Consider the following 25,676-nt stretch of genomic DNA (forward strand, 5'->3'; position numbering starts at 1 on the left):
ATCAGGGGCCTTTAAATGTTAAAATACCTTCTAATGTAACGAAAAAATCGGGGTTGGGTTTAAAGTACGTATATTCGATTAGTTAAGGTTCCGAATACCCTATTTGTGTGATAGGTGACTTATTCAAATATTAAAATCATAACATTCAAAATTTTTTAAATTAGAAATTAATGGAGATTGTTATCATTGGCACAGGTAACGTAGCGCATTGTTATGGGCAATTAATGAAAATTCATGGTCACCAGATTAGCCAGGTCATTAGCCGCAACCCCGAACACGCCCGTGAACTTGGTGAGATGTTAAATGCTTCCCATACAACCGATATTCAGGATATTAATATGGAAGCAGATATATATATTCTGGCAGTTAGTGATTCCGCCATTTCCGAATTGAACGATGAACTTCGGCTGGGGAAAAGAATGGTTGCCCATACTGCCGGTGCAGTACCTCTAAGCGCTATTTCGAAAATTTCCTCCAATATTGGCGTCATCTATCCGCTTCAATCTATCCGTAAGGAAGTAAAAAATTACCCAACCATCCCGGTAATGCTGGAAGCCAGCAATGACGAAGTGCTCAGAAGACTCCAGGCGCTTGCCCAAAGTATTTCTGGTACAGTTACTTTCGCCGATTCAACTCAGCGACTTAAATACCACCTCACCGCGGTGCTTTGTAATAATTTCACGAACCATTTAATTGCCCAGGCTAAGGCTTACTGCGAAAAGGAGCATCTCGACTTTTCCCTGCTTCAGCCGATTATTAAAGAAACTTTCGACCGGTTGGAGAAATATCCTCCGGAGGCAGTACAGACCGGGCCGGCAATCCGGCAGGATATTGTAACTATGAATTTGCACCGTTCATTACTGGAAGGAAACGAATATATGCAGTTGGTATACCAGGTATTGTCGGATGCAATTTTTCAATTTCATCACAAATCTTAAGCAGCGATTAGGATATTATATATAATGGTCATTTCATAAAATTGAAATGACCATTCATTCCTGTGTCTTTTAAGAGATTATAAATCTTTATTTTTGAGCCCTATGAACGTATTGGCTTTATTCAAACCGATCACCACTTTCGTATTAGATGTGGATGGGGTACTTACAGATGGAACTTTGCAACTTTTGCCAGGTGGGGAAATGTCGCGCAAGATGAATATTAAGGATGGCTATGCAATGCAATTGGCAATTAAGAAAGGCTATCGGGTAGTAATTATATCAGGCGGAAAATCAGAAAGCGTGGTAAGTCGCTTACAAGGGCTTGGCATTAAAGATATTTTTACCGGAATTACGGAGAAGAAAGAAAAACTGCAGGATTATGTATTTGAAAATGATCTGCGCTGGGAAGAAATAATCTATATGGGTGACGATATTCCTGATTATATGCCCATGCAGATGGTAGGCTTACCTGTTTGCCCTGCCGATGCCGCACCAGAAATTAAAAGTATCTCAAAATATATTTCCCCTTTACCAGGCGGACATGGTTGCGTGAGAGAAGTAATGGAAAAGGTATTGAAATTGAATGGTCATTGGCTTATGGATGAAGGCATAGCATCAAAATAATCAACAAAAGAAACTATGAAGCACTGGGCTGCATTTTTCAAACTAATCAGATACCCTAATCTAATATATATAGCGCTTACCCAATTCCTACTGCAATATTGTGTAGTTGAGCCTGTATTACGTAGTGAAGGGGAGGAACCATCTTTATCAGTTCCATTATTCGTGCTTCTTTCTATATCCACTGTTTTAATTGCTGCTGCGGGATACATTATTAATGATTACTTCGATATCAATATCGATATTGTTAATAAGCCCGATAAAATGGTGCTGGATAAGGTAATTAGTCGCCGTTGGGCAATGGCCTGGCATACATTCCTGAATATGGCCGGGGTATCGCTTGGCTTTCTGGTGGCCTGGAAAACAGGACAATTCTACCTGGGTTTTACACAAGTGATCTGTTCCCTGTTACTCTGGTTTTATTCCACCTCTTTTAAAAGACAGGCAATAATCGGTAATGTGGTAATTTCTATATTAACAGCATTATCGGTTGTAGTAGTTGGATTTTATGAAAAACAAATCTATCAGAGTTTTGAAGCTATTCTTTCTCCGATTGGCAGAAAGCTGATTCAGATAATAGGAGTATACGCTCTCTTTGCATTCCTTATTTCAATGGTCCGTGAAATAGTGAAGGACCTGGAAGATATGATAGGAGATAGTAAAGATGGCTGCAGAACATTTCCAATTGTTTGGGGAGTATTACCTACCAAACGATTATGCAGTGCATTGATTTTTGGATTGATAGGTATTATTTTATTGGTTGAAGTAAGAGTGTGGATTTTGGGATGGTATATCGCTATTATTTATCTCATTGCATTGGTACAGTTGCCGAGCTTTTATATATATCTGTTATTGAAAAAAGCTAACCTGCCACCTGAATATCATAAAGTTAGTTCTTTGGTTAAATGGGTGATGCTTACAGGTATTCTTTCTATGATCTTCTTTAAAATTTATTTATAAATGTATTCTGGTAAACCAGTTGTGCTGGCTTCACAGTCGCCCCGTCGTAAGCAACTGTTGGAGCAGGCCGGCATTCCTTTTGAAATCAAAGTTGTTGAAACTGCTGAAACTTATCCTGAAGGGTTGGAGATTCCCGACATTCCTGTTTGGATTGCCCGACAGAAGGCTGCGGCTGTACAGCAGTTGTGTAGCCCGAATGATATCATAATTGCGGCAGACACAGTGGTTGTATTGGATGACGTTATTATCGGAAAGCCCAAAGACAGAGCGGATGCGGTCAGAATCCTTACTACATTAAGTGGCAGAGAACATAGGGTTATAACCGGTGTGATAATACAGCAGGGAGATAAAGAGAAAGCATTTTCAAAAATTACTTACGTCACTTTTAAACCATTAACCCCGGAACAGGTCTATTATTATGTAGACCATTACAAACCCTTTGATAAGGCCGGGGCATACGCGATTCAGGAATGGATTGGGGCAGTAGCGATAGAGGGAATTAATGGATGTTTCTATAATGTAATGGGCTTACCTGTGAGTAATGTAGTTACAGAACTGGAGGCCTTTTCCTGATACCCTGTTTTACTTTCCCCTCAAAGAATAACGGCGCAGAGATCTGCGCCGTATTTTGTTGGTTTTTGCTTCATTAATAATAGCGTTATTCCAATACCAGGATATTCACATCCTTATTTTTCAACCATCCGGCTTCTCTGAGTTTTTGCAGGTTGATAGTTCCTACAACATAGCGCCATTCGGCTGATTCATATTTTTCTGATATATGGAAGAATTCGGTTAGGTCAACCTGGCCCTGAGTTTTATAACGCAGGTATATTTTCAGTTGAACATCGTTTGTAAAACTAGGTTGATTATTTTGTTTGATTTTTTTGTACTCGTACCTATAGTTGTAGAGCAGAGCAGAAATATCGGAGAGTACAGCACTACCGGTAGCAGTACCACCGGCACCTTTACCAACAAAGAATTGTTTGTCGGTGAAAGCACTTTCAAGCAGAATACCATTGTACTCGTTATACACGTCGTATAATAGGTTATGTTCTTTTACCAGATGCGGTAATACGTAGGAGAATACGTGGCCATTCTGACGACGGCATTGTGCGATCAGTTTAATAGTACTATTACGTTGTCTGGCAAATTGAATATCGAAATCATTGAGGTGATGTATTCCGAAGTTGAATACCTCTTCCGGCTTCACGAAAGTACCGAAAGCATGCAGGAGAAGAATTACGATTTTGAATTTTGGATCATAACCTTCGATATCCAGTGTAGGGTCGGTTTCTGCGAAACCTAGATCCTGTGCTTGTTGCAGTGCTGTTTCGAAGCTGAGATTTTCTTCAAAAATTTTGGTAAGAATATAGTTGGTAGATCCATTACAGATTCCTTCAACAGCGTTGAGCAAGTCGTTATCGTAGTATTCTTCCAGGTTGCGAATAATTGGAATACTAGCGCAGCTGGAGGCCTCGTATAAGAAAGGCACTTTATTTTCTGCCTGTAATTGGTAAAGAGCTGGCAGGTTTTCGGCAATCATTCGTTTGCTGGCACTTACTACGGCTTTACCATTGCGAAGTGCTGTGCTAACAATTTCAAATGCAGCTTCAGTATCATTGATCAGTTCTACTACCACATCGATAGTCGGATCTTCAAGGATTTCATTTTTATCAGTGGTAAAATAACTGCTGTCGATAGGCCTTGTTTTATTAGGGTCTTTAATACATATCTTTTTGATACGTGCATTAATACCTTTTGTTCTGTTAAGCACTTCGTACAGTCCTTGTCCTACCACTCCGAATCCAAAAATACCTAGATTGATGATCTTGTTTTCCATACTTTTTTTTCAAACTTAATGCTGCATGCAGGATTACAGGTTGCGTATATCCGGCTCCGTTACCAGGCAGCTTTATTGTAAAACAGTGATTTGCTTGCCAGCCGGATGGTTTAATTTATCCAGCGCTTGTTTCAGGTCATTGATCAGGTCTTCTGCATCTTCAATTCCGATGGATAGTCGGATGCATGAATCCTGTAACCCGCTTTTTTTCCGAAAATCTTCGGGAATGTTTCTATGAGTCATGGTGGCCGGGTGGGCCAGCATACTTTTTACACCGCCGAAACTTTCTGCCAGCTTAAACAACTTTGTTGCATTCACAATACGGATAGCATTTTTAATGTTGTCGCTCTTTAATGAAAAGCTAACCAATGCGCCGTAGTTCTTTTGTTGTTTGCGGGCAATATGATGATTTTTATGTGTGGCTAATCCGGGATAGAATACTTTATCTATAGCAGGATGAGTTGCCAGCCAATTAGCGATAGTACTGGCATTGCTACACTGTTTTTCCAGTCGTAAATACAGCGTTTCAATTCCACGGATTGTTAACCATGCTTCAAACGGGCTTAAAATACTTCCGGAAATATTTTGATTATATCTGATCTGATCGGCCAGCACTTTGGAGTTGACAACTACCAGTCCGGCTATTACATCGCAGTGACCGGCCAAATATTTAGAAGCGCTATGGATAACTATATCAGCGCCTAATGTTAAGGGTTGTTGAAGTAATGGAGTACTGAAAGTATTATCTACTACCAGCAGGATATCGTGTTGTTTGGCAATTTTGCTGATCGATTTGATATCAGAAACCTTCAAAGTAGGATTGGTAGGAGATTCTAACCAAATCACTTTCGTTTTAGGTGTGATAGCAGCCAATACTTTATCAATATTACTGGTATCAACAAAATTTACCTTAATACCAAAGCGTTCAAACATATGGTTGAATATTTGAAAGATGCCTCCGTAGGTATCTTCCACCGCCATAATTTCATCGCCCGATTTCAATAATTTTAATACAGCATCAATGGCAGACATGCCACTGGCAAAGGCAAAGCCAGCAAATCCTTCTTCCAGATTGCAGATCAGATCCTCCAGTACTTTTCTGGTAGGATTATTTGCTCTGGAAAATTCAAAGCCCTTATTAATGCCCGGAGATTCCTGCACAAAAGTGGACGTCTGATAGATAGGCACGGATATGGCGCCTGTCAGTTCATCTACCGGAATGCTATGAATCAGTTGTGTTGCTGTTTTCATTTGTTTAAATATTTTAATGATATAGAAGCCGTTTTATGGTGCAACTTTATCATTAAAGATCAACTTAAACAACATTAATCCTAAGAAATTTGAGAGAAGAAGGCATAAAAAAAGCTCTCCCTATGTTGGAAGAGCTCTTTTAGAAAGTTATATATATCTATGAAGAATAATCTCTGCCAACTTATCTTTCTCCCGACTGAGTCGAGAGCAGGAATTAGCACCTTTTTCCTGATATAATCAGGAATGGTTGCTAAGGCATCGTAGGGCCAAGTCCCTCCGCCTTTCTGGATAAGTGTTGTGTAAGAACTGGCGCAAAGTTAAGGGTACTTTGATCAGATTTCCAAATCCTTCTGTTAAAAATATTTTTTCATCCTCCCGATTTCTTAACTTTAAATGATAATCAACCGGTATAATATGTTTGTTAACCTACCGCTCACAGAGGAGCTATTCCAGCACATCTGGGCACTACGCCTGTTTCAGCAAGACAACCTTACCACAACCTCCGGAGAAAGCCTGACTATCTTATCTCCTGGCCGGATTAACCGACATGCCGGGCCGGATTTTGAAGCTGCGAAAATCCGATTAGGTTCCGTACTCTGGATAGGAAATGTAGAACTGCACTTAAGAACCTCCGACTGGTTCAGACATCACCACCAGAATAATCCTCAGTATCAGCGGATTATCCTGCATGTGGTATTTGTTCATGATCTGCCTTCATCGCATCATCCGGATGTACCTTGTCTGGAGCTACAACAATATATCCCCAAAATTCTGTTGCAGCGCTATGAACAACTAAGGCGATTATCGCCTTTTGTTCCCTGTGCTCCAATTATTGATCACTTGCCTCATCTGACCTGGGTTAGCTGGAAGGAGCGGCTATTGGCAGAACGTTGGGAGCGCAAAACAGAAAGTTTTAAAACCTGGCTAGAATGCAATAATTATAATTGGGAAGAAGTTTGTTACTGGGCATTGGCACAGAGTTATGGTACTCCTGTAAACGCCATGCCTTTCCTGCAACTGGCACAATCTGTATCATATAAGATTCTGCTTAGATACAGCAATAATCTTTTGCAAATGGAGGCTTTGGTATTCGGACAGGCAGGCATGCTAAATGGTTCTTTTACCGATTCATATCCGTTGGAATTACAGGAGATTTATACACATATGCAGCATAAGCACCAGTTGCTTCCAATATCTGCCGATCTCTGGAACTGGCTAAGAGTCAGACCATCGGCTTTCCCAACTATTCGTATAGCCACATTTGCAAGTCTTTTACAGCAAAGACCCCGTTTGTTTTCCAAACTCCTGGAAGCTGAGAGTCTGAAGGAGCTGGAGCAGTTATTTTCCATATGCCCATCTCCGTACTGGCATCGGCATTACCGGTTTAATCAGGAAGTAGATTCTACTCAATTACCTGCAACTCAAATAGTAAATAATATTCTTATAAATACGGTGTTGCCCTTGTTGCAGCTGTATGGAAGAATAAAACAGCAAACGTATTATCAGCAAAAGGCAATAGATCTTTTGCAGCAATTACCTCCGGAAAAAAATTCAATCACGAAAAGCTGGAAAAGTATAGGTGTCACTGCTGTAAATGCTTTTGAGTCGCAGGCCTTGTTGCAACTTAAGAGGTATTATTGCGAGGAGAAACAATGCCTTAAATGTGCAGTAGGGGTTAAATTATTGAGTGAATGCTGCGGAGGTTTCTCGCAAAGGCGCAAAGATTAATATTAAGGCGCAAAGGATTTTTTTAAGATTAATAAGGATCGGAGCGATTATTATTAAGAATTACTGACAGGTTACTAATATTATTGTATTGAAACCAATTGAAAATCTTTTAAACATTCTTTTTTCCTTAAAAATCTTAAAAAAAGTCCTTTGTGCCTTAATATTAATCTTTGCGCCTTTGCGAGAAAAATTACCAGTTAAAAGTTACGTTTTGTGCAATCTCAGGGTGAATACTATGGGCAACCGGGCAGGTATGAGCAGCACGTTCAAGTATAGTTCTTTCTTTTTCGCCAAGGTTCAGTCCTTGAGGGAAATCAATAACTACATTAAGTCCGGTGATTCTACGTGGATCGGTACCCATGATTTTCTGAACACTTACCTTGGTGCCTTCTATTGGCCATTTATTGTCTCTGGCCTTGATTCCCATAATGGTAAGCATGCAGGATCCTAAAGCTGCAGCAACCAGGTCGGTAGGTGAAAATCTTTCTCCTTTTCCGTTATTATCTACAGGAGGATCAGTTTCTATTACAGTGCCTGATTGCAGGTGAGTAGCAGTTGTTCTTAACTCTCCTGTATAGACGATGGAAGCAGTTTGCATATAGTTATAAAATTTTGAGTTGTTCTATCACCCTCAAAAATAAAGGTATTTTTAAGATTCCCATAAAGTCAACGAACATATGTTAAACTAAAAAAAAATTAGCTACGTTTGTAATATATACATAACAATACCTTTGTAAAAGCGTTTATTTATTATACCATAATATAGCCCGCTGTGAAAAAATTATACATTATCATTTTGCTAGTATTGGTTTTCGGTGGTTTATCTGCTCAAACTACCAATAGCAACGCTCAGAATAAGAAGGCAGAGAAAGAGCAGCGTAAGCTAAAACGGATTTCAATTTTCAAGGAACAGGAAGAGGGAGAAAATGTATTTCAACGGGATTTTTCACTGGGGGGTAGGTTAAATACAGATGGATGGTCTGGTTTTCTGGAATTCGGATATCGTAAAAGCAGGAAAATTGTTAATTACTTCCAATTTGAGTTTTCTGAGAAGAAAAGTAATAAGGAAGTAAAGACAAACAACGCCTTCGCCTTTACTCAACGCCCTTTTATCTTCGGTAAGCAAAATAATTTTTATCAAGCCAAGCTGGGGGTAGGGCAACGCTATCTTATTGGAGGCAAAGGCAATAAGAATGGAGTAGAAGTAGATGCCATTTATTATGGAGGGCTTTCTCTTGGGTTGTTAAAACCCTATTATCTCAATGTTGAAGATGTAAATGGTAATAATACCGACATTAAATATACCAGCAATCCTGATTTATTCCTGGCTGCCGATAAAATTAATGGGGCTGCAGGATTTGGAAAAGGATGGAGCGATATGAGTGTAGTTCCGGGCTTACATGCCAAATTGGGTATGCGTTTCGATTGGGCACATTTCAACGAAGTAGTAAGCGCCCTGGAAGTTGGTATGAATGCAGAACTATATACAAAAAAAATATATATAATGGTGCCGGATAACGGGGAAAAGGCTAAACAGTTCTTTTTCAATGGTTATGTAAGCATCCAATTCGGTAAGCGCTGGAATAAGAGATAAGTATTACCTTTGTTTTTCTAAAGAAAGGAATAAGCGATGCAAGAACTACCCGTAATAGCTGCCGAACCGGCTACAACAAGAGTAAAAAAGCCAGACTGGCTTCGCGTTAAATTACCTATAGGCGAAAACTACAAACAGGTTCGTAACCTGGTAGATACCCATAAATTACATACCATCTGCGAAAGCGGCAATTGCCCTAATATGGGTGAATGCTGGGGCGCCGGTACTGCAACCTTTATGATTCTGGGTAATATTTGTACCCGTAGCTGTGGCTTCTGCGCCGTTGCTACAGGTCGCCCGGCTCCTGTAGATTTTGATGAGCCTCAGCGTGTTGCTGAAGCTATCTATCTCATGAAGGTTAAACATGCTGTAATCACCTCTGTAGATCGCGATGAGATAAAAGATGGAGGATCTATCATCTGGGCAAATACCATTAATGCAGTAAGGGCGCTAAACCCTGAAACAACTATGGAAACGCTGATTCCTGATTTTCGCGGTATCTGGGAAAATCTCCAAAGAATCATTGATGTTGCTCCGGAAATCGTTTCCCATAACCTGGAAACAGTAGAACGCCTTACCAAACAAGTAAGAATTCAAGCCAAATACCATCGTAGCCTCGAAGTAATCCGCCGTCTTAAAGATGGTGGAATGCGCACCAAAAGCGGTATTATGCTGGGCCTTGGCGAAACAAAAGAAGAAGTAGTGCAGGCAATGCAGGATTTGTATGATAATGGATGCGATGTGGTAACATTGGGCCAATATCTGCAACCTACTCCTAAGCACCTGCCAGTAGCTCGCTTCGTTCATCCTGATGAATTTGCAGAATTAAGAGAAATCGGATACAATATTGGTTTAGATTACGTTGAGTCTGGCCCGTTAGTTAGATCCTCTTACCATGCAGAAAAGCATATTTTCAGCGGTCGGAATAAATGATGACCGGTCCTTAATTTCATGTAATTGTTAAAATCCATCCGAAAGGGTGGATTTTTGTTTGTATAACACTATCTTAGCGCCCGAATTCATTTTACCTGACAACAGTTTGTTGTTTAACCTACTACTTCTCTGTTATCGTGTTTCAATAACCTGAAACTTTTTGGAATTGTGAAGCCCTGGTTTCAGTAAATTTTAACGTACAACAATCCATCAACCTGCCTGTTTGCTGTTGCGATTACGGCCTAACATGTTTTATGCAGTAATAAAAATTTGCTGGGCCCGTAGGCCTACAAAAAGAAAAATTAATGCTATGCTACTTGAATAAGCCAGCTTCTTCATTGGTATCCCATTATTTTTCTTCGATTGGAATTATGAAGTATTGAATGTCAAAAGCCTTTTATGAAAAGAGCATTTTATTTGTTAGTTGTGTTATGTGGGTTATCTATTTCCCCACACCTTTTTGCACAGCAATCTTCGGACTCTCTGCTAGTAAATGCCACGCTTGAGGATTGCCTCCGCTATGCCATTGCTCATCAGCCGATCCTCCGACAATCACTGATCGATGAATCGATCACCGATCATAATGTGAAAAGTAAATTGGCCGATTGGTACCCGCAGATTAACCTGGATGCTAATATTCAGCATTACCTGGAACTGCCTACCAGTATTTTCTCTGGAACTCCCAACAAAGTTGGAGTTTCCAATACGTCTAACGGTCAATTCTCCCTAAATCAAAATCTCTTTACCAGAGATTTATTACTGGCTTCCAAAACTGCAAAGGAAGTACGAAAACAAAGTCATCAGAATACTACCAGAAATCAAATCGACCTGGTGGCGGATGTTAGTAAAGCTTACTATGATGTGCTGCTTACTACCGAACAAATTAAAGTTTTGGGTGAAGATATCGTACGCCTGGAAAGAAGTTTGCAGGATGCTAAAAATCAATATGCCAGCGGAGTTGTAGACAAAACTGATGCTAAACGCGCTGCTATTTCATTGAATAATGCAAAAGCCCAGCAGAAATCTGCCCGTGAATTACTCACTGCCAAACAAGCATTCCTGAAACAATTAATGGGGTATCCGGATAATGCTCCTGATATTCCGCTTGTTCAGAGTACTAACCAAACCAATGCAGAAGTTTCTGGTGCCGATACATTGCTCGTTGCCGACTATAAAGGCCGGATAGAATATCAATTACTGGAAACACAGCAGAGCCTGTTGGAAGCGAATCTTCGATATAACAAATGGAGCTTTCTTCCTACTGTATCAGCTTTCATGAACTATTCATTTGTATATCAAAATGAACAGCTTAGTAAGCTATATAATGCTAATTATCCCAACTCCTTTCTGGGTGTGAAACTATCCATTCCCATCTTCCAGGGAGGTAAAAGAGTGCATAATATCAAAATGGCTGAACTACAGTTGCAAAGAAGCCAGTGGGATTTTGCAGCATTGAGAAGCCAGATCAATTCCCAATACGTGCAGGCAATGGCAGCTTATAAAAGTAACTATAACGACTATCTGACATTGAAAGACAATGTGGAGATGGCTAAAGAGGTATACAATACACTGCAATTGCAATACAAGGAAGGTATTAAAACCTATCTGGATGTTTTGGTATCTGAAACAGAGCTACGCACCGCTCAGCTTAATTTCTACAATTCCATGTTTCAGGTATTATCCAGTAGGATAGATCTGCAGAAAGCATTAGGAACATTAACAACTAATTATTAAATGGTAACCGGAACGGATATGAAAAAATTGAACAATATTGTCTTAATCAGTGCTACAAGTATGCTGGGATTTGCTGCCTGTAAAGGTCCTTCCCAGAAATTACCTCCGGTAATGCCTCCAACACCGGTAAATGTTACAGATGCTGTAGTGTCAACAGCCGTTTACTATGATAAATATCCGGCAACTGTAGTAGCATTAAACCAGGTGGAATTACGTTCTCAGGTTTCAGGATTTATTACCGGAATCTTCTTTAAAGAAGGGGAGATCGTACCAAAAGGAAAAGTATTATATGAGATAGATCGCCGTAAATACGAAGCTGCATACCTGCAGGCTCAGGCTAATGTTGCCAGTGCTAAAGCAAGTTATGAAAGAGCGAAGAAAGACGACGACAGATATCAGCGACTGGCAGAACAGGATGCAGTTGCCCGCCAGATTCTCGACAATGCAAAAGCTACGCTGGAAACTTCCCGTAGCCAACTTGCTGCTGCAGAAGCCAATCTGGCTGCCGTACGTACTGATCTCGATTACTCACTGATCAAGGCTCCATTCACTGGCCGTATTGGTATTTCACAGGTGAAATTAGGTGCCCAGGTTAGTCCGGGTACTACCCTGTTAAATACTATCAGCAGTGAAAACCCCATCGGTGTGGATTTCGTAATCAATGAAAATGAAATATCCCGATACGCAGCCTTACAGGGGAATACAGTTGACTCAACATTCCGGCTGCAATTATCCAACGGTTCTAACTATGCACACAACGGTAAAATACTGGCAATAGACAGAGGTGTGGATAACCAGACGGCTACTATTAAAGTGCGTATAGAATTCAATAACCCGAACGATCAGTTAAAAGATGGAATGAGTGCCGTTTTAAGAGTGTTAAATGATCAATCCGGCGAACGTCTGATCATACCATATAAAGCCGTTTCAGAGCAGATGGGCGAATACTTCGTTTTTGTGGCGAAAGACTCAATCGCTACTCAACAGAAAGTACACCTGGGGCCTAAACTGGGCGACAGAATTGTGATCATGGAAGGCATTCAACAAGGTGATAAAGTGATCACAGAAGGGTTCCAGCGTTTGCGCGATAGCGGTAAAATTGTAATAGGAATGCCAGCTGCTCCAGGAGCAATGAAGAAATAGTTTATCAGTAGAATCAACAGCACCGAATCATGATTGCAGATACTTTTATAAAGCGACCCGTAACAGCAATAGTAATTTCTATTGTGCTGGTATTGGTGGGATTATTGGCGATGATGAACCTGGCCATTGGTCAGTATCCAGAAATCTCGCCCCCAACTGTGCAGGTAACCGGTACATATACCGGTGCTGATGCGCAAACAGTAGAACAAACTGTAGCTACTCCGGTAGAAGTGCAGGTGAATGGTACTCCGGGTATGACCTACATCAGTACCAATAACACCAGTAGTGGCCAAATGAGCATGACGGTGAACTTTGAAGTAGGCACCGATATTAATATAGCTGCATTGGATGTGCAGAACCGCGTGGGAATTGCTCAGCCTACCCTGCCTCAGGAAGTACAGCGTTTAGGGTTGACCGTTAGAAAACGTAACCCTAGTATCCTGATGTTGGTGGCCATTTATTCACCGAAAGGAACACACGATATTACCTTCCTCGACAACTATACCAACGTTTATGTTAAAGATGCATTGCTGAGAGCAAAAGGGGTAGGTGATATCTTTACAAGAGCTGATGACTTCAGTATGCGTATCTGGCTAAAACCTGATAAGCTGGCTGAAATGGGAGTAACAGCTGATGATATCCGCGCGGCACTCGCTGAGCAAAATGCTCAGATCACCGCAGGTTCCGTTGGTGCACCTCCACAACAAACCGGTCAGACTTTTGAATACAACATTTTCACTAAAGGCCGTTTATCTACTCCTGAAGAATTCGGGAATATAGTAGTGAAAACCCGCCCTAATGATGGTGCTTTAGTTTATTTGAAAGATGTTGCCCGCATACAACTAGGTAAATTCAATTATGCAGGTAATAACTTCGTAGACGGAAAGCGTGCTTCCTATTTGCTCGTTTACCAGGCACCTGGTAGTAACGCAATTGAAACTGCCGCTAACGTAACTGCAGCGATGGAAGAATTGAAAAAGCAATTCCCGATTGATGTGGATTACAACGTACCATTTGAATCAGTTTCCGTGGTAAAAGTTTCTATCGAAGAAGTGGTACATACCCTGGTAGAAGCTCTGATACTGGTAGTAATTGTGGTATTCCTCTTCCTGCAAAGCTGGAGAGCAACCTTAATCCCGGTATTGGCTATTCCAGTGTCGATTATTGCAACGTTTATATTCTTTATACCACTTGGCTTTACCATCAATACACTTACCCTATTCGGTTTCGTACTGGCTATTGGTATTGTGGTGGATGATGCCATTGTGGTGGTGGAAGCAGTGCAGCATAATATCGACCACGAAAAGATGACACCGCGGGATGCAACAGCACAGGCAATGAAAGAGATTTCAGGGCCGGTTATCGCCATTGCATTGATTCTGGCGGCGGTATTCGTACCGGTAGGATTTATCCCGGGAATCGTAGGTCGACTTTATCAACAGTTTGCTATCACTATTGCAATCTCCGTAATGATTTCGGCTTTTGTGGCATTGTCACTTACGCCTGCATTGTGTATCCTGTTGCTAAAACCAATGCACCTGGATAAGGATTCAAAAGGTTTGAATAAATTCTTCTTTAAATTCAACAGATGGTTTGGCCATACTACTTCCCGCTATTCTATGGGAGTAAAGAAAACCATTAAATACGGCCGCTATGCCATCATCTTACTGCTTTGCATTTGCGTAGGTACTTTGATGTTATTTAAGGCTAAACCAACAGGATTTATTCCAACAGAAGATGAAGGCCGACTGATCATCACATTTGATTTGCCTGAATCATCCTCCACAGAACGTACTGTTGCTGTGATGAAGGAAATGATGAAAGACCTGGATGCACTACCCGGAATCAATCACTATGCTGCATTAGGTGGATTAAATGCTGTAAACTTTGCTACCAAGGCCAATAGTGGCACTATCTTCTGTTCGCTGAAACCATGGTCCGAAAGAAAGGCCGATTCGTTGCAGATATTTGGAATGGTTGAAGCTGTGAAGAAGAAGTTCAGCAAATATAAAGAAGCTAATGTGGTAGTAATTCCTCCTCCGGCTATTCCTGGTTTAGGGCAAACTGCTGGTTTCTCCTTTGTATTACAGCAAAGAGGAGCCGGGGATATCAAGGAGTTTGAAAAGGTATTACAACAATTCCTTGCGGCAGTGCGGAACAGAAAGGAAATTGCCCAGGCATTCTCCTTCTTTACAGCGCGTACGCCAGGGTATCAGTTGGATATCGACAGAGAGAAGGCAAAGAAGATGGGAGTTAAAATTTCTGATATCGCGTCTGCCCTGCAAACATATATGGGTAGTGCCTATATCAATGACTTCACGATCTATGGCCGAAACTTCCGTGTGGTTACACAGGCCGATTCTACCTATCGGGGTGATATCAAAAATCTGAGCCAGCTTTTTGTACGTAATGCAGCAGGCACAATGGTGCCACTTAGTGCACTTACATCCTATAAGGTAATTGAAAGTGCACCGGTAATTTCTCACTATAACTTGTTCCGTTCGGCTGAGGTAAATGGTAACCCGGCGCCAGGGTTTAGTAGTGGAGATGCTATCACTGCGTTGAAAGAAGTAGCTGCACAAACTTTACCTGCAGGATATGGATATGAGTTCTCGGGCTTAAGCCGTGAAGAGATTTTATCAGGTTCCAAGACTGTATATATCTTCACCTTGTCTATTATCTTCGTATTCCTCTTCCTGGCTGCATTATATGAGAGCTGGTCGGTTCCGTTCTCTGTATTGCTGGCGGTTCCTATCGGAGCATTTGGTGCAATCACTGTATTAACTTTCCTGCCGAAATTGAGCAACAACGTATATGCACAAATCGGTTTGATTACCTTGATCGGTCTATCGGCCAAAAACGCTATCCTGATTGTGGAATTTGCTAAAGAAAGGGTAGATAGAGGTATGGACCTGGTAACAGCAGCGGTTGAGGCGGCGAAGTTGCGTTTACGTCCGATTATCATGACCTCTTTGGCCTTCCTGTTAGGTATTCTGCCACTGGTATTCTCATCGGGTGCGGGTGCTGAAGCTCGTAAGACAATGGGATGGACTGTATTAGGCGGTATGTTTACAGCAACTTTCCTGGCAATATTTATCGTACCGGTCTTGTATGTAGTAATTACACGCCTGGCTTATGGTAAAGAGAAGTTAAGGAAGATGAAGGAAACATATGGAGCAGTACCGGAGCATGATATTCAGGGCAAATTATAACTACATTTTTAGGGTTTATATTGTACACAGAGAGGCGTTGCACAAGGCAACGCCTTCTTTGTTTTTATTGTATAAACAACTTGTTTTTATGCTTTATCCGTGCATTGGATTAAATTAAAAATGACTATTCCTTAAGTTGCTAATCATAATTACTTAATCATCTCATATACACGAAATAAATGAGCCGATTAAACAAGTTAATCGGCTCATAATAATCAATATTTCTATTAAAAATACCACATTACATATTCAGTCATCTAAAGAATGATTAAATATGAATAAAAGCATTTCATCATTAATTTAAAGCACTATACAGTTGTTGAATTTCAGTTGCAGTTAAAGCTCTGTTATAGATGCGAATATCGTCTAATGTTCCTTGCCAGAAATATCCATTTGTTGGCATTGCAGGATCATCTCTACCAATGAATAATTTGGTTGTTGGAGCATTTGCAGGAGGAACACCATTGGATACTGTATCAAGTACTCCATCAACATAAATAGTCACTTGCTGGGAGGCATAGTTATAGGTACAAGAAACCATGTGCCAACTATTCAAGGCCACTACTTTTGTACCATGAGCATTAACAGATCCACCGCCAGCACCCATAAACACAGCACCGGTAGGAGCAGAAATCTGTCCATTAATCGATAAGCCAATACCAACAGGGAGATCGTTGCGTTTTGCTAAAATATCTGAACCTGAAGATGCATTGTAGTTTTCCATCTTTACCCAGGCACTAAGAGTATAACTAGTATTGGTTAATCTAATATCTGCCTGATCTTCTACAGAAATATAGCTGTTTGTACCATTGAAATAATAAGCGCCTTTGGTTCTGCCAAATCTGTCGGCTGTTAAGGAAGTATTATAAGAAGTTCCAGTATGCCCATTTCCGGTAATGTCATTTGCCAGTGCACTGCTATCCAGTGGCCAGTGTGCAATTAAGCCCGGGATTGGAGCTGCAGTTTGTTGATACAGGGCCAGAATTTCAGTAGCAGTCAGAGCTTTCTTATAAATTCGGATATCATCCAATGCGCCTTGCCAGAAATATCCGTTTGTTGGCATTGCAGGATCATCTCTACCAATGAATAATTTGCTTGTTGGAGCATTTGCCGGAGGAACACCATCAGAAACTGTATCAAGTATTCCATCAACATAAATCCTCACTTGCTGGGTTGTATAGTTATAGGTACAAGAAACCATGTGCCAACTATTCAAGGTCACTACTTTTGTACCATGAGCATTAACAGATCCACCACCTGCGCCCATAAACACAGCACCAGTGGGAGAGGAAATCTGTCCATTGATCGACAAACCAATGCCTACAGGCAGATCGTTGCGTTTTGCTAAAATATCAGAACCTGAAGATGTATTGTAGTTTTCCAATTTTACCCATGCACTCAGTGTATAACTGGTGTTGGTTAATCTAATATCTGCCTGATCTTCTACAGAAATATAGCTGTTTGTACCATTGAAATAATAGGCACCTTTGGTTCTGCCAAATCTGTCAGTAGTTAAGGTGGTATTAAAAGATGTACCATTATGGCCTTTTCCGGTAGCATCAGTTGCCAGAGCACTACTATCAAGCGGCCAATAAGCAATTAGGCTGTCCGTCAATAAATTGGAAGGCTCATCAATGGGTTTGTTTATACTAATTGGTTCGGTTCTTTCACAGGCAAACATTGACAATATTATCGCACTGATAAGGGATAATTTTCCTAGAGTTTTTGGTAAAAGCATAGCTAATAATTATATTTTAATGAGATGTATGACTTTTGGTTTAAAGGGATAACTAAATCTTAAATACTAAACAAGATTACTTTATAGGTTAGATTTATAAGGATACAAACATCCACAGATACAAAACTAATAGATTTTATATAGAATAAAAACAATTTTTTATATATGATAACTTTATGAAACAAAGCCTCACAATACATCAGACTTAACCCTATTTCCATCTTTATCAAAATGCTGTGTTAATTGCCATTCAGTATTTCCAACAATATACATGGTTCCGCAAACAACCGCCCCAACGGTAATATAAAAGAACCAATCGGTTTGGCGCTCATAAACGAGTGCACATATTACTCCAATAAGTATTAAGATGGCACCAATTCTTAAGGAAGTATATGCTGCATATTCATTCGCAGCATGCCACATATCCAAATTGCGTGTAGATAAGAAGCTTCGGTATCCATACCAGGAACGGGTGCTTTTGGGAGGGAAACGATGTATTAAAAAGCCCATGAGCACAAACAATAATCCGAATAAAATACCTGCGTTAAAGAAGGTACTATGGAGTATACGCCACCACATATAACGGGGTTTTCTTTAAGTTACTGAAAAAAAATGAAAGAGGGAAGGTTGATGGCCACCTTCCCTCGTATATTTCAGTTTATTGCTGCTTGGTTGTGTCGGTTGTTTTCTTCTTGAACAAGTTGTTTAAAGTGCCTTTAACACTTTCTCCCGCCTGTTTTCCTATATTCTCCAGCGGCTTACCGTTAGTAGCAGTCTGTCCGGAATCTTTCTTACCGCTCAGCTGATTTTTAAGTTCATCTTTCAGTGAATTTACGGCTGTATTCTTTATTTGATTCAGACTATCCTTTACGGTTGCTTTAACGGTATCAATTTTATTTTTTACCAGTGTTGCAGCCTGATCTTTCAGATTATTGGCAGATTCGCGCAAATCTGTTTTCAAATTTGGTTTCAGAATATTTCCACCCATTAATACCTGTAAATGAACGCTATCGCCTATATTAATTGGTATTCCTTTGCTTTGCGCCTGTGACGCCAGATTATTTACAAGTGTATTTCCGGCAGAACCCATCAGGCTACGTGGAAGTGCCAGTTGCAAAGTATAATCCAATGATTGATCAAAACCATGTGAACCTGCAATATTCATCTGTATTCCATTAACAGTTACTTTAAACGGATTCACAGTTACACGCCCATTTTCAAAAGAGAAATAGTTTTTAATGTCTCTTAATGAGAAATCTTTAAGCTGCGATACATTTAAGGTACTGGCAAGTTGATCTACCGGTGCAAACTGTTTCAAAAATCCCTGGATCAGTAATAAGCTACCGTCACCGCTCAGAGTACTGAGGTCGGGCGACATATCTTTTCCTAACTTTCCATGTACAGTTAATTGGGAAGTAATTTTACCCGACAGGAATTTTCCAATAGGCATTAACTTCTGAACTGTATTGAAAGTATTGAAGGTTTGCTGAACATCCAGATCCTGAACGTTGTAGGCAAGATTGATATCAGGATTGGTTTTGCTGTTTTTAGTGCTGTAGCTACCATTAATTTCCATAGTACCTTGTAAGGCATTGGCTTTCAGTTGCTGAATTGCTACAGATTCATCTTTTACAGCCAGATTACCGGAAACATTGGTCAGATCAGCCTTATCGTAGTGAATTTTATTTACAAGTGCCTGCAGCCCTAAATTCAGATTGGCAGGAACTACAAATACCGTCATTGCAGCGGTATCTGGAGTTGCAGTTGTAGTAGTACTGCTTGTTCCCATCCATTTGTCTAAATTGATTTCATCTGCTTTGAATTGCAGTTTACCTTCCAGAGGTTCATTTTTAAATGTATAGGCAAGCAGGTTATTAACCTCACCATTTGCCTGGAAGTTTGTTCCCAGATACTGACCACTAAGGTCTTTTACTGTAACATTCTTAGGATTGAACTGGAGGGAGAGATTGTTGAGTTTTACACCATCCGGATAATCTTTGCTTTTATAAAGCATATTGCTAAGTTGCAATGTACCAGCAGCATAGAATTTATCATATTGTTTTTTCTCAATTGCACTCATATTTCCTTTTGCATTGATGTCGGCATCCAGTAAGCCGCTTAGATTGGTGCCTGCCTCTAATTTTACGAATTCAGTAATTTTTGAGAGGTCCAGTTTTCCTTTGGCAGCAGCATCAACATACATATCTGAAATAGGAGTTTTAACCAGTAGGCGCAGGTCAAGTGGTGTATTGTCCATTTCCAGGTGCCCTGTAGGCATATTTACAACAGTATGATCAGGCACGCCATCAGGGTTGGTTACCTGTAAAGCGATCTGGATATTTTTTACTGGTTTTGGAAGATCAGGATATTGGAAGAAACCATCTTTTACACCAAGGTTAATACCAAAGGCTGGTAATTGTACCGGACTGTAATTTCCTTTTACATATCCATCAAAGTTGGCGCTTCCCCCTGTTTTAATCTTATCGAAGTCGGTTTTATAAATAGCAGGAACCAATGATAACAAATCCTTAAAGTTGGTAGAAGGAGCTTTAAAGCTCAGATCCATACCATAAGTGGAGTCGTTTACCAGTTTGAAGAACCCTTGCAACGCAAGTTGTAGATTATTCAGGCTTGCTTTACCATCTTTGAAGGTATAGGTACTGGTTTTATTATCTATCTGAATGCCAGCGTCCAGGGCTGTTTTTACGTTTGCCAGATAAGGAATAAGTCCATATCTGAAGCTAATGCCGTTTGCAGTGGTATGGGTTTGTAATAAAAACTGGTCCTGAGTAAAATCGCCTTGTCCTTCATGGGTAAGGCCATCAACTGTTAATTCCATATTACCCTGACGGTCTTCATACTTAATCCATGCATCTTCAATTTTATATTGCTGAAGGCTTAAAGCAAATTTGCTTTGGCTGGTATCTACCTTAGCGGCAGTGGTGTCTGGTTTGGTGATATTCCAGTTGGCCTGTCCGTCTTTATCAATAATTGCGTGTATACGTGGTTGAGAGACAGTAATATGGTAAATTTCCATCTTATCTCCTTTAATCACGCTCATAAGGTTTACAGCAACATCAATTTGTTTTACAGCAGCGAGTGTATCATTCGCGAAGTTGCCGGTACCGATAATCTGTAAGTTATCAAGTCCTACAGCCAGTTTAGGAAAGTGTCTGAACAAACTGATATCAACATCGGTGAAGTCTACTTTGGCAGTAAGTTCTTCGTTTATTACACTTTTAACTTTGGCTATAATCTTATCTTTAAAGAGATAAGGGATGGAGATAGCGGCTATTATTAGCACTCCAATGGTGATGCCCACAATTTTAAGGATCTTTTTGAGCATAGGTTTACTATTGTATTTTAACGTGAAGATAAGGGAAAGAATTATTTTTGCACCAACACCGATATTATGACACCAGAAAGAAGAGATAGATTGCTGTCGGTATTGCAAAAGCGACAGAAAAATTTAACAGTAGTTTTGGAAGATGTGGAGGACCCGCATAATGTGGCAGCAGTAATGCGTACTTGCGATGCAGTTGGGATTCAGGATTTGTATATTATTACTACGCTCGAACCCCGCCGGAAGAAGTGGGGCCATAGAAGCAGTAGTAGTGCGGAAAGCTGGCTTACTATTCACCAGTATAGCGATCCGGAGGCCTGTATTGCTGATGTGAGAAAAAATTACAGGAAGATTTATACCACTCATTTGGCTTCAGATTCAGTGAGTTTGTATGATATTGACTTTACAGATTCAGTGGCGCTAATTTTTGGAAATGAGCGCAATGGAGTTAGTGAAAAGGTAAGATCATTGGCAGATGGTAATTTTATCATTCCGCAAATGGGGATAATTCGCTCTTTAAATATTTCTGTAGCCTGTGCTGTAAGTATTTATGAGGCGATGCGCCAAAAAACGCTGGCAGGGCACTATGCTCAACCAGGTTTACCTGTCGAGCAGTATAATTCCCTGTTGGAAGAATGGGGATTCAGGGGAGAGGAATTGGATGAGGAGTTGTTGTGATCTTATTTTCTTCTATGTAGTAAAAATACTACTGATTTTTAGGCTAATAGCTACCTGATATATTTTAAATACCATCGAGTCCGATGGTATTTTTTTGCGTTTTATTTTCCTTCTAAAATTATATTGATTTGGATTCCGAATCAATGTATTATACTTTTCGGGTTAAGCATCTGCATAAAAAAATCCCTGGCCGAAAAGGCCAGGGACCAACATTTATACTTACATAAACCCTTATGCGCTACAAGTAACACAACCTTCTTCCATAGTACATACAGCGCCCATTACAATTTCTTCCTCTACACTTTCACCACTTGGAGCAACAACCGGCTGGATTTGTTGTCCACCTTGTTTTTCAACAGTGAATTGTACAGCTTGGGCAGCGGCCTGTGTACGCAGGTAATACATACCAGTTTTGAGTCCTTTCTTCCATGCATAGAAGTGCATTGAAGTAAGTTTACCAGTGCTAGGAGTATCTACGAACAGGTTGAGAGATTGAGACTGGCAGATATAGGCACCTCTGTCGGCGGCCATATCAATCAGGCTACGTTGTTTGATTTCCCATACTGTTTTATACAGCTCTTTAATATTCGCCGGGATTTCAGCGATATTTTGGATAGAACCGTTATGGGCAATGATTTTGTTTTTCATATCATTATCCCACAAGCCTAATTCTACAAGATCTTTCAGCAGGTGTTTGTTTACCACGATAAATTCACCACTCAATACACGGCGTGTATAGATGTTGGAAGTATATGGTTCGAAGCACTCATTGTTGCCAAGTATCTGAGAAGTAGATGCGGTAGGCATTGGAGCCAACAGCAGTGAGTTACGGATACCATCCTTAATGATAGATTTTTTAAGTTTATCCCAATTCCAGCGGGTAGTTGGAGTAACGCCCCACATATCGAACTGCAGAATACCTTTTGATGCCGGAGAACCAGGGAAGGTTTCGTAGGCACCTTCTGTTTTCGCCAGATCATTGGATGCACACAAGGATGCGAAATAAATAGTTTCAAAAATATCCTTGTTTAGTTGTTTGGCTTCCTCACTTTCGAAAGGATAACGCATTAAAATAAATGCATCGGCCAGTCCTTGTACTCCCAATCCTACAGGGCGGTGGCGCAGGTTACTGCGTTTTGCCTCTTCAACCGGATAGTAGTTATAATCGATGATCTTATTCAGATTGAGTGTTGCCTGGTAGGTAACTTCATATAATTTCTGATGATCAAATTGTCCGTCGATCACGAAGCGTGGTAAAGCCAGGGAAGCCAGGTTACATACTGCTACTTCATTAGCATCGGTATATTCGATGATTTCGGTGCAGAGGTTGGAGCTCTTGATAGTTCCCAGGTTTTGCTGATTGGATTTACGGTTAGCCGCATCTTTATACAGCAGGTAAGGATTACCGGTTTCGATTTGTGCATCGAGAATTGCGAACCAGAGATCTTGTGCTTTCACGGTTTTGCGTGCACGTCCTTCCTGTTCGTATTGATTGTAAAGTTTTTCGAATTCTTCACCCCAGCATTCGTGTAGTCCTGGTGCTTCGTGCGGACAGAATAATGACCAGGTGCCATTTTCTTCTACACGTTGCATGAATAAATCTGGCATCCAGAGTGCATAGAACAGGTCGCGGGCTCTGAGCTCTTCTTTACCGTGGTTCTTACGCAGATCCAGGAATTCGTAGATATCGGCATGCCATGGTTCCAGATAAATTGCAAAGGCACCTTTTCTTTTACCACCGCCCTGATCTACATATCTGGCAGTATCGTTAAATACGCGCAGCATTGGGATGATACCATTGGAAGTACCATTGGTGCCGCTGATATATGAACCTGTAGCGCGGATATTATGGATGCTTAATCCTATACCACCGGCGCTTTGGGAGATCTTGGCAGTTTGTTTCAATGTATCGTAGATACCTTCGATGCTATCGTCCTGCATGGTGAGCAGGAAGCAGGATGACATCTGAGGTTTGGGAGTACCTGCATTGAAGAGAGTTGGAGTAGCATGTGTAAACCAACGTTCACTCATCAGGTTATATGTTTTAATTGCAGATTCGATATCGTCTTTATGGATACCTACTGCAACGCGCATCAGCATATGTTGAGGGCGTTCCTGAACCTTACCATCTGTTTTCAGGAGGTAGGAGCGCTCTAATGTTTTGAAGCCGAAGTAATCGTAAGCGAAATCGCGATCATAGATAATGCTGGAATCGAGGATATCTGCATTCTTTTTAATGATCTCGTAAATTTCGTCAGACAGCAAAGCTGCCGGTTTACCGGTTTTAGGATCTATATAGTCATACAGTTTCTTCATCGTTTTAGAAAACGACTTGATAGTATTTTTATGCAGATTGCTTACTGCGATGCGGGATGCAAGCAGGGCATAGTCGGGATGTTTGGTGGTCAGGGAGGCAGCTGTTTCAGCGGCCAGGTTATCCAGTTCGCTGGTAGTAACACCGTCGTATAATCCCTGGATTACTTTTTTTGCTACATCAATTGCGTCTACATATTCGGTATTGAAGCCATAGCAAAGCTTCTCGATACGTGCAGTGATTTTATCGAATTTCACTGCTTCTTTCCTTCCATCTCTTTTAATTACGAACATGGGTTTGTGATTTAAGAGGTTAGTAATGTCTGTTTAAATTAGAAATCTTCTTCCAGGCTGAAGGTCTGTGCTTCTTTGGTACCGCCCATAACGCCTGACTTCTGATAATCGCCCACACGTTTTTCAAAGAAATTCGTCTTACCCTGTAGTGAAATCATTTCCATGAAATCAAAAGGATTTGACGCATTATATATTTTACTGTAACCTAATTCGGATAACCATCTGTCGGCCACAAACTCGATGTATTGTGCCATCAGATCGGCATTCATACCAATCAAAGCTACTGGTAATGCTTCGGTGATGAATTCTTTTTCGTAGGTAACTGCATCACGGATGATGGTATGTACCTGTTCTTCCGAAAGCTTATTTTCCAGCATGCTATACAGCAAGCAAGCAAATTCGCAGTGCAATCCTTCGTCACGGCTGATCAACTCATTGGAGAAGGTTAATCCGGGCATTAATCCTCTTTTCTTTAACCAGAAAATAGAGCAGAAGCTACCACTGAAGAAGATTCCTTCTACGGCAGCAAAAGCAACGAGGCGCTCAGCAAAGGAGCCATTTTCAATCCAGCGTAATGCCCATTCTGCTTTCTTCTTTACTGCCGGAACGGTATCAATAGCATGGAATAAGCGATCTTTTTCTACTGCATCTTTTACATAAGTATCGATCAGTAGGGCATATGTTTCAGAATGGATATTCTCCATCATAATCTGGAAACCATAAAAGCAACGGGCTTCAGGAATTTGTACTTCACTCATGAAGTTAACAGCCAGGTTTTCATTTACTATACCATCACTTGCTGCAAAAAATGCTAATACGTGAGAGATGAAATGGCGTTCACCATCGTTTAACCCTGCCCAGTCTTTCAAATCAGCGCTCAGGTCTATCTCCTCCGCGGTCCAGAAACTTGCTTCATGTTTTTTGTATTGCTCCCAGATTTTCGGGTATTTGATCGGCAATAACACAAAGCGGTCCTTGTTCTCTTTTAAAAGAATTTCATTCTCGTTACTCATCGTTTAAAATTTATATGGGTACTGTCGAAGTTTTTTGGTTTTTCTTTTTGGGGTCAGTCATCTGAAATCTCCTCATCTTTCTTACAGCACATAACAAATTTCATCATCCCTGTTTTCTAAAACCATACGCTCAGGATTACAAATGTAAGCATCCAGTTAAGGGATGAAAGAGATAGTTTTCAACAGGTGTGGAAAAAGAATGTGAACAGTATTATAACATAGTACCAGTAAGCATTACAGGAAATGTTCACAAAAGTATATAAGGTTAGTTTTCAATGTGAAAAACGAGTGAATAAAAAAGAGGCTTTTATGACAATAATTCAAACTTTAGCTAAATGCATGA

At 40.5% G+C, this 25,676-nt stretch carries 19 protein-coding genes and 1 riboswitch; of the genes, 11 read left to right on the top strand and 8 right to left on the bottom strand.

Features of this window, described 5'->3' with window-relative positions; all coding sequences use genetic code 11:
* The first annotated feature begins 170 nt into the window (after positions 1–170).
* From DVR12_RS06665 to DVR12_RS06680, 4 genes are all read left to right on the top strand, one after another.
* Positions 171–938, top strand: coding sequence for a Rossmann-like and DUF2520 domain-containing protein (locus DVR12_RS06665; RefSeq protein WP_116974848.1), 768 nt, complete (start codon positions 171–173; stop codon positions 936–938).
* Between the two features lie 102 nt (positions 939–1,040).
* Positions 1,041–1,562: a KdsC family phosphatase gene (locus tag DVR12_RS06670; RefSeq protein ID WP_116974850.1), complete on the top strand. Its 522-nt coding sequence runs from the start codon at positions 1,041–1,043 to the stop codon at positions 1,560–1,562.
* 15 nt (positions 1,563–1,577) lie between these two features.
* Positions 1,578–2,519: a geranylgeranylglycerol-phosphate geranylgeranyltransferase gene (locus DVR12_RS06675; RefSeq protein ID WP_116974852.1), complete on the top strand. Its 942-nt coding sequence runs from the start codon at positions 1,578–1,580 to the stop codon at positions 2,517–2,519.
* Positions 2,520–3,092 carry a Maf family nucleotide pyrophosphatase gene (locus DVR12_RS06680; protein ID WP_116974854.1) on the top strand — a complete coding sequence of 191 codons (573 nt, stop codon included), beginning with the start codon at positions 2,520–2,522 and terminating at the stop codon, positions 3,090–3,092.
* An 85-nt stretch (positions 3,093–3,177) separates the two neighbouring features.
* Here the strand turns inward: DVR12_RS06680 and DVR12_RS06685 are convergent, their stop codons facing one another.
* Together DVR12_RS06685 and DVR12_RS06690 are read right to left on the bottom strand one after the other, a co-directional pair.
* Positions 3,178–4,359: a homoserine dehydrogenase gene (locus tag DVR12_RS06685; RefSeq protein ID WP_116974857.1), complete on the bottom strand. Its 1,182-nt coding sequence runs from the start codon at positions 4,357–4,359 to the stop codon at positions 3,178–3,180.
* Between the two features lie 72 nt (positions 4,360–4,431).
* Positions 4,432–5,610 carry a trans-sulfuration enzyme family protein gene (locus DVR12_RS06690; RefSeq protein WP_116974859.1) on the bottom strand — a complete coding sequence of 393 codons (1,179 nt, stop codon included), beginning with the start codon at positions 5,608–5,610 and terminating at the stop codon, positions 4,432–4,434.
* 178 nt (positions 5,611–5,788) lie between these two features.
* Positions 5,789–5,905: riboswitch (SAM riboswitch) on the bottom strand.
* Between the two features lie 119 nt (positions 5,906–6,024).
* Here DVR12_RS06690 and DVR12_RS06695 point away from each other — a divergent pair.
* Complete coding sequence (locus DVR12_RS06695) at positions 6,025–7,338, top strand: DUF2851 family protein (protein ID WP_158563217.1); 1,314 nt, start codon at positions 6,025–6,027, stop codon at positions 7,336–7,338.
* 190 nt (positions 7,339–7,528) lie between these two features.
* On the opposite strand, the gene DVR12_RS06700 is transcribed toward DVR12_RS06695, so the two are convergent.
* Entirely contained in the window at positions 7,529–7,936 is a 408-nt protein-coding gene (locus DVR12_RS06700; protein ID WP_116974862.1) for an OsmC family protein, read from the bottom strand.
* 174 nt (positions 7,937–8,110) lie between these two features.
* Between DVR12_RS06700 and DVR12_RS06705 the strand changes: the two genes are divergently transcribed.
* From DVR12_RS06705 to DVR12_RS06725, 5 genes are all read left to right on the top strand, one after another.
* Positions 8,111–8,932 (top strand): hypothetical protein, encoded by an 822-nt coding sequence (locus DVR12_RS06705; protein ID WP_116974864.1) that lies wholly within the window; start codon positions 8,111–8,113, stop codon positions 8,930–8,932.
* A gap of 36 nt (positions 8,933–8,968) precedes the next feature.
* Positions 8,969–9,865 (top strand): lipoyl synthase, encoded by an 897-nt coding sequence (lipA, locus tag DVR12_RS06710; protein ID WP_116974866.1) that lies wholly within the window; start codon positions 8,969–8,971, stop codon positions 9,863–9,865.
* 399 nt (positions 9,866–10,264) lie between these two features.
* On the top strand, positions 10,265–11,599 hold the full coding sequence (locus DVR12_RS06715) for a TolC family protein (RefSeq protein WP_116974868.1): 1,335 nt from the start codon (positions 10,265–10,267) through the stop codon (positions 11,597–11,599).
* 18 nt (positions 11,600–11,617) lie between these two features.
* Entirely contained in the window at positions 11,618–12,742 is a 1,125-nt protein-coding gene (locus DVR12_RS06720) for an efflux RND transporter periplasmic adaptor subunit (RefSeq protein WP_116975131.1), read from the top strand.
* Positions 12,743–12,771: 29 nt separating this feature from the next.
* A complete protein-coding gene (locus tag DVR12_RS06725) occupies positions 12,772–15,954 on the top strand; it encodes an efflux RND transporter permease subunit (RefSeq protein ID WP_116974870.1) in 3,183 nt (1,060 codons plus the stop codon).
* Positions 15,955–16,249: 295 nt separating this feature from the next.
* Here the strand turns inward: DVR12_RS06725 and DVR12_RS06730 are convergent, their stop codons facing one another.
* The 3 genes from DVR12_RS06730 to DVR12_RS06740 all read right to left on the bottom strand — a co-directional run bounded on the left by DVR12_RS06730 (position 16,250) and on the right by DVR12_RS06740 (position 21,038).
* Positions 16,250–17,692 carry a LamG domain-containing protein gene (locus tag DVR12_RS06730; RefSeq protein WP_116974872.1) on the bottom strand — a complete coding sequence of 481 codons (1,443 nt, stop codon included), beginning with the start codon at positions 17,690–17,692 and terminating at the stop codon, positions 16,250–16,252.
* 189 nt (positions 17,693–17,881) lie between these two features.
* Positions 17,882–18,271, bottom strand: coding sequence for an SdpI family protein (locus tag DVR12_RS06735; protein WP_116974873.1), 390 nt, complete (start codon positions 18,269–18,271; stop codon positions 17,882–17,884).
* A gap of 79 nt (positions 18,272–18,350) precedes the next feature.
* Positions 18,351–21,038, bottom strand: a complete 2,688-nt coding sequence (locus tag DVR12_RS06740) for an AsmA-like C-terminal region-containing protein (protein ID WP_116974875.1) — start codon at positions 21,036–21,038, stop codon at positions 18,351–18,353.
* Between the two features lie 66 nt (positions 21,039–21,104).
* On the opposite strand from DVR12_RS06740, the gene DVR12_RS06745 reads away from it, so the two are divergent.
* A complete protein-coding gene (locus tag DVR12_RS06745; RefSeq protein WP_116974876.1) occupies positions 21,105–21,713 on the top strand; it encodes a TrmH family RNA methyltransferase in 609 nt (202 codons plus the stop codon).
* A 231-nt stretch (positions 21,714–21,944) separates the two neighbouring features.
* Here the strand turns inward: DVR12_RS06745 and DVR12_RS06750 are convergent, their stop codons facing one another.
* On the bottom strand, positions 21,945–24,320 hold the full coding sequence (locus DVR12_RS06750; RefSeq protein WP_116974877.1) for a ribonucleoside-diphosphate reductase subunit alpha: 2,376 nt from the start codon (positions 24,318–24,320) through the stop codon (positions 21,945–21,947).
* A 38-nt stretch (positions 24,321–24,358) separates the two neighbouring features.
* Positions 24,359–25,333, bottom strand: coding sequence for a ribonucleoside-diphosphate reductase small subunit (locus tag DVR12_RS06755; RefSeq protein ID WP_116974878.1), 975 nt, complete (start codon positions 25,331–25,333; stop codon positions 24,359–24,361).
* Between the last annotated feature and the right edge of the window lie 343 nt (positions 25,334–25,676).

Source organism: Chitinophaga silvatica (assembly GCF_003419895.1).
GTDB lineage: Bacteria > Bacteroidota > Bacteroidia > Chitinophagales > Chitinophagaceae > Chitinophaga > Chitinophaga silvatica.

What these genes read in the sequence shown, in the direction of transcription:
- DVR12_RS06665 (WP_116974848.1), top strand. Translation starts at nt 171, where the DNA reads ATGGAGATTGTTATCATTGGCACAGGTAACGTAGCGCATTGTTATGGG.
- DVR12_RS06670 (WP_116974850.1), top strand. Translation starts at nt 1,041, where the DNA reads ATGAACGTATTGGCTTTATTCAAACCGATCACCACTTTCGTATTAGAT.
- DVR12_RS06675 (WP_116974852.1), top strand. Translation starts at nt 1,578, where the DNA reads ATGAAGCACTGGGCTGCATTTTTCAAACTAATCAGATACCCTAATCTA.
- DVR12_RS06680 (WP_116974854.1), top strand. Translation starts at nt 2,520, where the DNA reads ATGTATTCTGGTAAACCAGTTGTGCTGGCTTCACAGTCGCCCCGTCGT.
- DVR12_RS06685 (WP_116974857.1), bottom strand. Translation starts at nt 4,359, where the DNA reads ATGGAAAACAAGATCATCAATCTAGGTATTTTTGGATTCGGAGTGGTA.
- DVR12_RS06690 (WP_116974859.1), bottom strand. Translation starts at nt 5,610, where the DNA reads ATGAAAACAGCAACACAACTGATTCATAGCATTCCGGTAGATGAACTG.
- DVR12_RS06695 (WP_158563217.1), top strand. Translation starts at nt 6,025, where the DNA reads ATGTTTGTTAACCTACCGCTCACAGAGGAGCTATTCCAGCACATCTGG.
- DVR12_RS06700 (WP_116974862.1), bottom strand. Translation starts at nt 7,936, where the DNA reads ATGCAAACTGCTTCCATCGTCTATACAGGAGAGTTAAGAACAACTGCT.
- lipA (WP_116974866.1), top strand. Translation starts at nt 8,969, where the DNA reads ATGCAAGAACTACCCGTAATAGCTGCCGAACCGGCTACAACAAGAGTA.
- DVR12_RS06715 (WP_116974868.1), top strand. Translation starts at nt 10,265, where the DNA reads ATGAAAAGAGCATTTTATTTGTTAGTTGTGTTATGTGGGTTATCTATT.
- DVR12_RS06720 (WP_116975131.1), top strand. Translation starts at nt 11,618, where the DNA reads ATGAAAAAATTGAACAATATTGTCTTAATCAGTGCTACAAGTATGCTG.
- DVR12_RS06725 (WP_116974870.1), top strand. Translation starts at nt 12,772, where the DNA reads ATGATTGCAGATACTTTTATAAAGCGACCCGTAACAGCAATAGTAATT.
- DVR12_RS06730 (WP_116974872.1), bottom strand. Translation starts at nt 17,692, where the DNA reads ATGCTTTTACCAAAAACTCTAGGAAAATTATCCCTTATCAGTGCGATA.
- DVR12_RS06735 (WP_116974873.1), bottom strand. Translation starts at nt 18,271, where the DNA reads ATGTGGTGGCGTATACTCCATAGTACCTTCTTTAACGCAGGTATTTTA.
- DVR12_RS06740 (WP_116974875.1), bottom strand. Translation starts at nt 21,038, where the DNA reads ATGCTCAAAAAGATCCTTAAAATTGTGGGCATCACCATTGGAGTGCTA.
- DVR12_RS06745 (WP_116974876.1), top strand. Translation starts at nt 21,105, where the DNA reads ATGACACCAGAAAGAAGAGATAGATTGCTGTCGGTATTGCAAAAGCGA.
- DVR12_RS06750 (WP_116974877.1), bottom strand. Translation starts at nt 24,320, where the DNA reads ATGTTCGTAATTAAAAGAGATGGAAGGAAAGAAGCAGTGAAATTCGAT.
- DVR12_RS06755 (WP_116974878.1), bottom strand. Translation starts at nt 25,333, where the DNA reads ATGAGTAACGAGAATGAAATTCTTTTAAAAGAGAACAAGGACCGCTTT.